8 protein-coding genes and 1 riboswitch are annotated in these 7,722 nt (G+C 71.9%); of the genes, 3 read left to right on the top strand and 5 right to left on the bottom strand.

The genetic code is table 11. From position 1 onward, the window contains the following. Positions 1 to 81 precede the first annotated feature (81 nt). Complete coding sequence (locus tag RIN75_RS42935) at positions 82 to 939, bottom strand: tetrahydrofolate dehydrogenase/cyclohydrolase catalytic domain-containing protein (protein ID WP_309117865.1); 858 nt, start codon at positions 937 to 939, stop codon at positions 82 to 84. A 25-nt stretch (positions 940 to 964) separates the two neighbouring features. Beyond that, positions 965 to 1,045, bottom strand: a riboswitch (ZMP/ZTP riboswitch). 162 nt (positions 1,046 to 1,207) lie between these two features. Between RIN75_RS42935 and RIN75_RS42930 the strand changes: the two genes are divergently transcribed. Beyond that, a complete protein-coding gene (locus RIN75_RS42930) occupies positions 1,208 to 1,480 on the top strand; it encodes a hypothetical protein (RefSeq protein WP_309117864.1) in 273 nt (90 codons plus the stop codon). Here RIN75_RS42930 and RIN75_RS42925 read toward each other — a convergent pair. From RIN75_RS42925 to RIN75_RS42915, 3 genes are read right to left on the bottom strand one after another with little or no spacing between them, the layout of a single operon-like run. Continuing rightward, complete coding sequence (locus tag RIN75_RS42925; RefSeq protein ID WP_309117863.1) at positions 1,474 to 2,067, bottom strand: DUF4232 domain-containing protein; 594 nt, start codon at positions 2,065 to 2,067, stop codon at positions 1,474 to 1,476. The genes RIN75_RS42930 and RIN75_RS42925 overlap by 7 nt on opposite strands. A 7-nt stretch (positions 2,068 to 2,074) precedes the next feature. Next, entirely contained in the window at positions 2,075 to 2,950 is an 876-nt protein-coding gene (locus RIN75_RS42920) for an alpha/beta fold hydrolase (protein ID WP_309117862.1), read from the bottom strand. Continuing rightward, positions 2,947 to 4,413, bottom strand: a complete 1,467-nt coding sequence (locus RIN75_RS42915) for an NAD(P)/FAD-dependent oxidoreductase (protein WP_309117861.1) — start codon at positions 4,411 to 4,413, stop codon at positions 2,947 to 2,949. Before RIN75_RS42915 ends, RIN75_RS42920 begins: the two co-directional genes overlap by 4 nt. Before the next feature lie 35 nt (positions 4,414 to 4,448). On the opposite strand from RIN75_RS42915, the gene RIN75_RS42910 reads away from it, so the two are divergent. Then, positions 4,449 to 5,501 (top strand): AraC family transcriptional regulator, encoded by a 1,053-nt coding sequence (locus RIN75_RS42910; RefSeq protein WP_309117860.1) that lies wholly within the window; start codon positions 4,449 to 4,451, stop codon positions 5,499 to 5,501. Between the two features lie 252 nt (positions 5,502 to 5,753). Beyond that, positions 5,754 to 6,602, top strand: a complete 849-nt coding sequence (locus RIN75_RS42905; protein ID WP_309117859.1) for an SDR family NAD(P)-dependent oxidoreductase — start codon at positions 5,754 to 5,756, stop codon at positions 6,600 to 6,602. Here the strand turns inward: RIN75_RS42905 and RIN75_RS42900 are convergent. Beyond that, a complete protein-coding gene (locus tag RIN75_RS42900) occupies positions 6,542 to 7,369 on the bottom strand; it encodes an alpha/beta hydrolase (RefSeq protein ID WP_375296102.1) in 828 nt (275 codons plus the stop codon). The two genes, RIN75_RS42905 and RIN75_RS42900, sit on opposite strands and share 61 nt — an antisense overlap. Positions 7,370 to 7,722 lie beyond the last annotated feature (353 nt).

Here is a 7,722-nt window from a genome sequence, read left to right as displayed (position 1 = left end):
CCGCCGCGGCCTCCGTCACCGCTGCGCCGCCGAATGTCGTACCCCCGTGGGATCATGGAGACGGGGGCCGGAGGCCACACCTCAGGCCGTGACCAGCGACTTCTCCGCCGCCTCCGCCGCGTCCACCGTCTGCGCCAACAGCAAAGCGATGGTCATCGGCCCCACCCCACCCGGCACCGGCGTGATGAACCCGGCCCGCTCGCTCGCCGCCACGTACTCCACGTCCCCCACGTTCCCGGGGTTGTACCCGGCATCCACCACCACCGCCCCCGGCTTGAGCCACGCCCCCCGCACGAGTTCCGGCTTGCCCACCGCCGCCACCACGATGTCCGCCGTCCCGACCACCGACGCCAGGTCCTCGGTCCGCGAGTGGCAATAGGTGACGGTCGCGTTGCGGGCCAGCAGCAACATCCCCACCGGCTTGCCCAGGATCGGGCTCCGACCGACCACCACCGCGTGCCGACCCGCGAGCGGAATCCCGTAAGCGTCCAGCAGCCGCAGGATGCCTCCAGGCGTGCACGAGTGGAAGCCGGGCTCGCCGAACGCCATCGCCGCGAAGCTGTGCATGGTCACCCCGTCGACGTCCTTGCCCGGCGCGATCGCCTCGAACGCCGCCCGCTCGTCGATGTGCCCCGGCACCGGGTGCTGCAACAGGATGCCGTCCACCAGCGGGTCGGCCGACAGCTCCGCGATCCGCGCCACCAACTCCTCGGTGGTCGTCGACGCGGGCAGCTCCACCGCGCGCGACTCGATGCCGACCCGGGCGCACCGGGAGCGCTTCATGCGCACGTAGGTCTGGGACGCGGGGTCGTCGCCGACCAGGACGGTGGCCAGCAGGGGTGCGCGGCCGGTGCACTGCAAGAACGCCAAAGCGCGGGAGGCGGTCTGCTCCAGCAGGGTCCTGGCCACGGCGGTGCCGTCGAGGATGCGTGCGGTCATGGCGGTACTCCTCACCCGAAGGAATGAGGGGCACCCAGGCGGGCGATGCCGGCTCGCTTGCACTCCCCGGTGGTGAATCCACCCGACGCCAGTCGTGCACCGCCGATTCTAGCCGGAGAGCAAGGTCACACCCCGCCGCGCACGGGCATCCACCAGGAGAGGGTGATCACCGGGTTGCCCGAGTCCGGAGGGCCCAGGCCGTAACCCCCCGTACATCTCGGCGGCGGCGAATTATGCTGTTCGGGGCTGCCCTCGCGGTGGACCGGACATGGCGGACGAACTGACGGGCGGGCTGATGGCGGGGCAGTACGGTCGATCTTCGGGGCAGCGGCGGCCGGCTTTCGGGCGGGTCGACCCGTTCTGCCTGTTCGCCGTGCTGCCGATGCTGCTGCTGGCGGGCCTGTCGTTCTGGGGCGGCATCGCGATCGTCGGGGTCGTCGTGATCGTGGCGGCGATCCTGCTCGTGGTGTTCGACGCCTGGTCCAACCGCCCGGCGAAGGTCGACTACGACCGCGAGTACTACGACGACGAGGACTACTGAGCCCTCCACGGCGCGACGCCGATGCGTCCGGTGCTGCCCAGGTCCAGGGTCACCGCGGGCGCGTCGACCCGGCTGGGTTCCCCGTTGGGCGGTAGCCGAGGCGTGAACGTCTGGCGCGGCGCGCCCGCGACCGGAGCGATGTCGATCTTCACCCCGACCTGCGGCGGCTCCGACACGTCGTCGTAGGTGTTGCGCCACAGCAGCGCGGACGTGGCGTGACCACCGGGCTGCAGCACGACCTCCTGCGGCTCCGCCGTGAACGACTCCACGCTGGAGATCTCCGCCGAGGCGGCCCCGGCCAGCACCCGCACGTCCAACTCCCGCCCGTCGGCGTCCAGCAGCCGCACGTCCGGGTAGCCGGTCACGGTGTACGGCTCGGTGCCGCAGTTCACCATCTTCAGCGTCAGCACCCGCAGCCCGGACGCGGCCTCGGACTCCAGCGCCGACACCTCGACCCCCGACTCCGGGCACACCGGGGCCGATACCGTCGGCACCAGCGTCAGATCACCCGACCGCGCGGCCACGGGCGGTGCCCCGCACGCGCCCACGAGCAGCAACAGCGGCAGCACGACCCGAGCTTTGACCACGATTCGATCATGGCACAGCCGCGGCGGACACGAAGTCCGCGGCGAGCGCGGTGAACTCCTCGACCCGCTCGATCTGCGGCATGTGCCCGGTGGCGGGGAACAGGTGGCTGCGCGCGTCCGGCAGCGCGGCGACGGCGGCGTGGAAGTGCCCGACCGGCAGCACGGTGTCCCGGTCGCCCCACACCACCAGCACCGGCTTGCCCGCCGTGGCCACCGCGGCCGGCAACGCCCGCCGCCACCCCGGCCAACTGCCCAACAAGGGCGCGCCCAAGGTCATCAGGGTCCCGACGAACGTGGCCCGGAAGTCCGGCTGCCGGCCGACCTTCGCCGCGTGCCGCACCATCTCGTGCGTCGCGAACGCCGGATCGGCGAACAGGGCCTGGTTGAGCGCCAACCCGGCGTCCCGCGCCAACGGCCGGAACCGCCCGCCCACCAGCGGCAAGGCCGACAGCACCCCGTAGAGCATGGGCCGCAGCGGCAGGTTCGCCTCGCGGCCGAACCCGGCGCTGTTGACCAGCACCAGCGACGCCACCCGCTCCGGCCGCGTGGTGGCGACGGTCATGGCGACCGCGCCGCCCAGCGAGTTGCCCATGAGGTGCACGGGCCGCCGTTCGCCCAACGCGTCCAGCACGCCGACGACGGCTCGTGCGAACGTCGGCAGCCCGGGTTTGGCGCGCAGCTTCGGGGTGAGACCGAAGCCGGGCAGGTCCATGCTGATCACGCGGAAGTCCGCGGCCAGCCGGTCCTGCGCGTCCTGCCAGTCCTCCAGGCTGCGGCCGATGCCATGCACGAGCATGACCGGCGCGCCGTCCTCAGGCCCCGACACCCGCACCCGGACCGCGACGCCGTCCACCTGGACGGTCGTGGTGTCGGTCGCCGTCACCGCACGCCCGCCGGCTTGGTGGCGCGGGTGCCGGCGAGCTGGTCGCCGATCTCGCCGCGCAGCGTCTGGACCGCGTCGATCACGTAGTTCTGCCGGACCCGCCACGGGCTCCGGTCGCCCTGCCCGGGGAAGTCCCCGATGGACCGCTGGACGTACCCGGACGCCAGGTCCAGCAGCGGCTGCTTCGCCATCACCCGGTCCGGCCGGGGCACCACGGAGCTGAACCCGTTGCGGTCCAAGTGGTCCAGCACCCGGCACACCAGCCGCGACGACAGGTCGGCGCGCAGCGTCCAGGACGCGTTGGTGTACCCGATGCACACCGCGAAGTTCGGCAGCCCGGTGATCATCGCGCCGCGCCACACGAACTGCTCCGACAGCTCCACCGGCGTCCCGTCCACGCTGGGCTCGATCCCGCCGAACGCCTGCAACCGCAACCCGGTCGCGGTCACGATGACGTCCGCCGGCAGCACCTTGCCCGACTTGAGCCGGATGCCCTCGGGCACGAACTCGTCGACGTGGTCGGTCACCACGGCCGCCCTGCCCTGCTTGACCGCCTTGAACAGGTCGGCGTCCGGGACCGCGCACAGCCGCTGGTCCCACGGGTCGTAGGTGGGCGTGAAGTGCTCCCGCACGGCCGCCGGGTCGTTCAGCGACTTGGTCGACAGCTTCGTCAGCAGGCTCCGCGCGGCGCCGGGGAAGCGGCGGCAGAACTGGTAGAAGCCGGTGGTGAACGCGATGTTCTTGGCCCGCGCGAGCTTGTGGGCGAGGTCCGCGGGCAGCACGGCGCGCAGGGTGTCGGCGATCTTGTCGCGGCCCGGGACGGGGCTGATCCACGTGGGGGAGCGCTGGAGCATCGTCACGTGCGCGGCGGTGTCGGCCATCGCGGGCACGAGCGTCACGGCGGTCGCGCCGCTGCCGATGATGACGACCCGCTTGCCCGCGTAGTCCAGGTCCTCCGGCCAGAACTGCGGGTGCACCACCTGTCCCGCGAAGGACTCGCGGCCGGGGAACTCCGGGTCGTGGCCGCGGTCGTAGTCGTAGTAGCCGGCGCAGGAGTAGAGGAAACCGCAGGTCAGCGTGCCGCCATCGGACAGGGTCAGGGTCCACCGCTGGTCGGCGGTCGACCAGTCGGCGGCGACGACCTTGGTGCGGAACCGGATGTGCCGCTCGATGTCGTGCTCGGCGGCGGTGCGCCGGATGTAGTCGCGGATCGACGGCCCGTCGGCGATCGCCTTCGCGTCCCGCCACGGTTTGAACGGGTAGCCGAGGGTGAACATGTCCGAGTCGGAGCGGACGCCGGGGTAGCGGAACAGGTCCCACGTGCCCCCGATCGCGTCCCGCGCCTCCAGGATCGCGTAGGTGCGGCCGGGGTGTTCGGTGCTCAGCCGGTACGCCGCGCCGATGCCGGACAGGCCCGCGCCCACGATCACGACGTCGAGGTGGGAGGGTTCCGTGGTCGCCATGGGCCCCAGTGTGCTGAACCCGCCGGTTCCTGTTCTTGACTTCGCACGACAGTTATTTGACCCTGGACGACATGTCGGTGGTCCGGTCGGCCGGGTTGCGCGGGTTCCGCGCCACGGTGGCCGAGCTGGGCGGGCACGCCGACGACTACGCCGCCGCCGCGGGCCTGCCGATCGCCGCGCTGGACGTGGACGACCTGCTGGTGTCCGACCGGGCGGTGGTGGCCGTGCTGGAGATCGCGGCCGAGGCGTTGCAGTGCCCCGACCTGGGGTTGCGGGTGGCGTCCCGGCAGGACTTCGGCATGCTCGGGCCGCTCGCGCTGGCCATCCGCAACTCGCCGACCGTGGCCGACGCGCTGGAGTGCACGTCGCGGTACCTGTTCGTGCACGCCCGTTCGCTGAGCTTGACCATGGAGGACGACCCTTATCGGGCGCGGGGTGTGGCGGCGCTGCGGTACGGGCAGCCGCCGTGGTTGCAGGAGTCGGTGCAGGCGACGGACCTCGGGTTGGGGTTCCTGCACCGGGCGATCCGGTTCCTGGTCGGAGGGTCCTACGGGCTGCGGTCGGTGGAGTTGCCTTACACGCCGGTGTCGCTTGGGGTGTATGAGGAGTTCTTCGGCACTACTGTCCACTGTGGACGCTCGGCGGCGATGTTGCGGGTGCCGCGGAGCCTGACCGCGCAGCCGTTGCCGGGCGGTGACGAGCGGGTGTGGCGGCTGGCGCTGGCGTTCCTGGCCGAGCAGACCGCGGGGGAGGGGGCGTCACTGGCGTTGCGGGTGCGCGGGGTGGTCGTGCAGTCCCTGGGCACCATGCCGCCGGAGGTGGAGGCGGTGGCGCGCTTGGTGAACGTGCACCCGCGGACGTTGCAGCGGCGGTTGGCGGCGGAGGGGACGACGTTCGCCGAGATCCTCGACGACGTCCGGCGGCAGGCCGCACTGCGCTATCTGACCACGACGGACATGCCGATGAGCCAGGTGGCCGGGATGCTGGGCCTGTCCGAACAATCCGCCCTGAGCCGCTGCTGCCGCCGCTGGTGGGGCTCAACACCCACCTCCATCCGCCGCACCGGCCTCGGCGCAGCCAAGCGATAGCGCGCCCGCGCCGCCTGCTCGACATTCCCCCAACCAAACCCCCAACCCCAACCCCACGCCGTCGCCCCGCCGTCGCCGTCGCCCCCGCCTCGCCCCGCCCTCGTCCCCGCCGTCGCCGTCGCCCCGTCCCCGCCGTCGCCTCGCCCCCGCGCCGCCATGCCGCCACCCGCTCCGCGCCCGTGTCGCCCAAAGACAAATCTCTGTCGCGCAGGGTCAAGTGTTCGCATCGGCTCGTTGGGCACGCTGGTCCCCATGGACAACTACCGGTTCAGCGGCGGCACGGCGGTGGTCACGGGCGCGGCGAGCGGCATCGGCGAGCACCTGGCGCACGGGCTCGCGGCGCGTGGCAGCGACCTGGTCCTGCTGGACCGCGACGCGGACCGGCTGAAGTCGGTGGCGGACGCGATCGGCCGGCGGCACCCCGGCGTGACGGTCGACAGCATCGTCGCCGATTTGTCCGATGTGTCGGGTATTCCCGCCTTGGTGGCTGAAGTGTTGTCGGCTCATGAACGCATCACGTTGCTGGTGAACAACGCGGGCGTCGCGCTGGGCGGGCAGTTCGATCAGGTCAGCGCCGAGGAGTTCGACTGGGTGATGGACGTGAACTTCCGCGCGCCGGTCGCCCTGACCCGTCTGCTGCTGCCGCGGCTGCTGGAGTCGCCGGGCAGTCACGTGGTGAACGTGTCCAGCCTGTTCGGCCTCATCGCGCCGCCCGGCCAGGCCGCGTACTCGTCGAGCAAGTTCGCGCTGCGCGGGTTCTCCGAGGCGCTGCGGCACGAACTGGCTCCGCGCGGCGTCGGCGTGACCACCGTGCACCCCGGCGGCATCCGCACCCGCATCGCCGAGTCGGCGCGCGTGGGCTCCGGTGTGCCGGCGGCGGAGGTGTCGCAGGGCAAGGAGGGCTTCGCGAAACTCCTGACCTACCCGGCCGGCAAGGCGGCGGAGAAGATCCTGGCCGGGGTCGAGAAGCGCCGCCCCCGCGTGCTGATCGCGTTCTCGGCGATCGCCCCGGACCTCCTGGCGCGCCTCTTCCCGACCCGCTACATGGCCGTGCTCAACGTGCTCCGCCCCTCCGCCGCGCGCAACGCGTCCTCGGGCTGATCCCCGACCCACTCGGCGAGGCGGGGTTCGACGGCCGCGTAGACGTCGGGGTCCAGCCCCATCCCGGTGTGGGTGCTGCGGACTTCGACGCACTCGGCGCAGGGGTCGCGGCACAGTTCGGGCGGCGCGATCATGTCGTGGGCCGAGAACAGTGCCAGCGCATGCACTTCCGGCGGCAGGGGTGCGGCCAGCGCGGCGATGTTCGTGTCGTAGCAGTCACCCGTGAAGCACTGCTCGTTCAGCAACCCCGGTACGCCCCAAGCGGAAGCCCGAGCCAACATCCGCGCCACCCGGACCACGGCGGGGTGCGCACCCAGCGGGTCCAGCACCGGACTCCCCAGCATCACCAACCCGCGCACCAGATCCGGCCGCCGAGAAGCCACCAGCCGAGCCAACCACCCACCTCGACTCTGCCCGAACAGGATCACCCGCCCGCCAGTCGCCTCAACGTGCTCCGCAGTCCGCTTCTCCAACCGCTCCACCAGTTCGGTCGTGCACCCGACGTTCAACCCGATCCGAGCCCCAACCGGCCGATACCCCCGCACCCGCAACCACCGCGAGGCCACCGCCAGACTCCGATCCCCGAACCCGAACCCGGGAACCAACACCACGCCGACCCCACGCCCCTGCCGCGGATCAACCCGCCGCCAAGCCGGATGCCGCAACAACCGAGGCAGCTCCAACACCGCGACCAACACCACCTGCTCTCCCACAAACCCCCGAACCACCCGCCCCAGCCGCCGCGCATGACCGCTGACCGTCCACACGTCGCACTCCTCCCGCCGGCGGCAAGTGCGAACGGGGTACCCACCCCACAACCCAAGTCACCTACAACCCGCCAACAATTCGCCAAGCACCCCACCCCGTCGCCAACCGTCACCACACCCGCCGGACACCCTCCGAACACGCCCACTACGCCCCGCCACAAGCCGCCGCCCGCCCACCGAAGCCGAGTTCGGGCGGTCGACTCGGCATCGAGCCGCCGACGCTCAGGGGACTGTTTCAAGATCGGTGTGTTCGGCCCGACACGCCGGGCCTGGGGTCCGGCGGGATGGGCACTGTGAGTGATGACATCTGAGCTTGTGAGCGCACGCAAGAGCGAGACCGGGACCGGGCGGCA

The sequence above is a fragment of the Saccharothrix sp. genome, from assembly GCF_031180885.1.
Lineage (GTDB): Bacteria > Actinomycetota > Actinomycetes > Mycobacteriales > Pseudonocardiaceae > Actinosynnema.
Note: the sequence above shows the minus strand (reverse complement) of the source record. Positions and strands in the feature narration are given on the sequence as shown.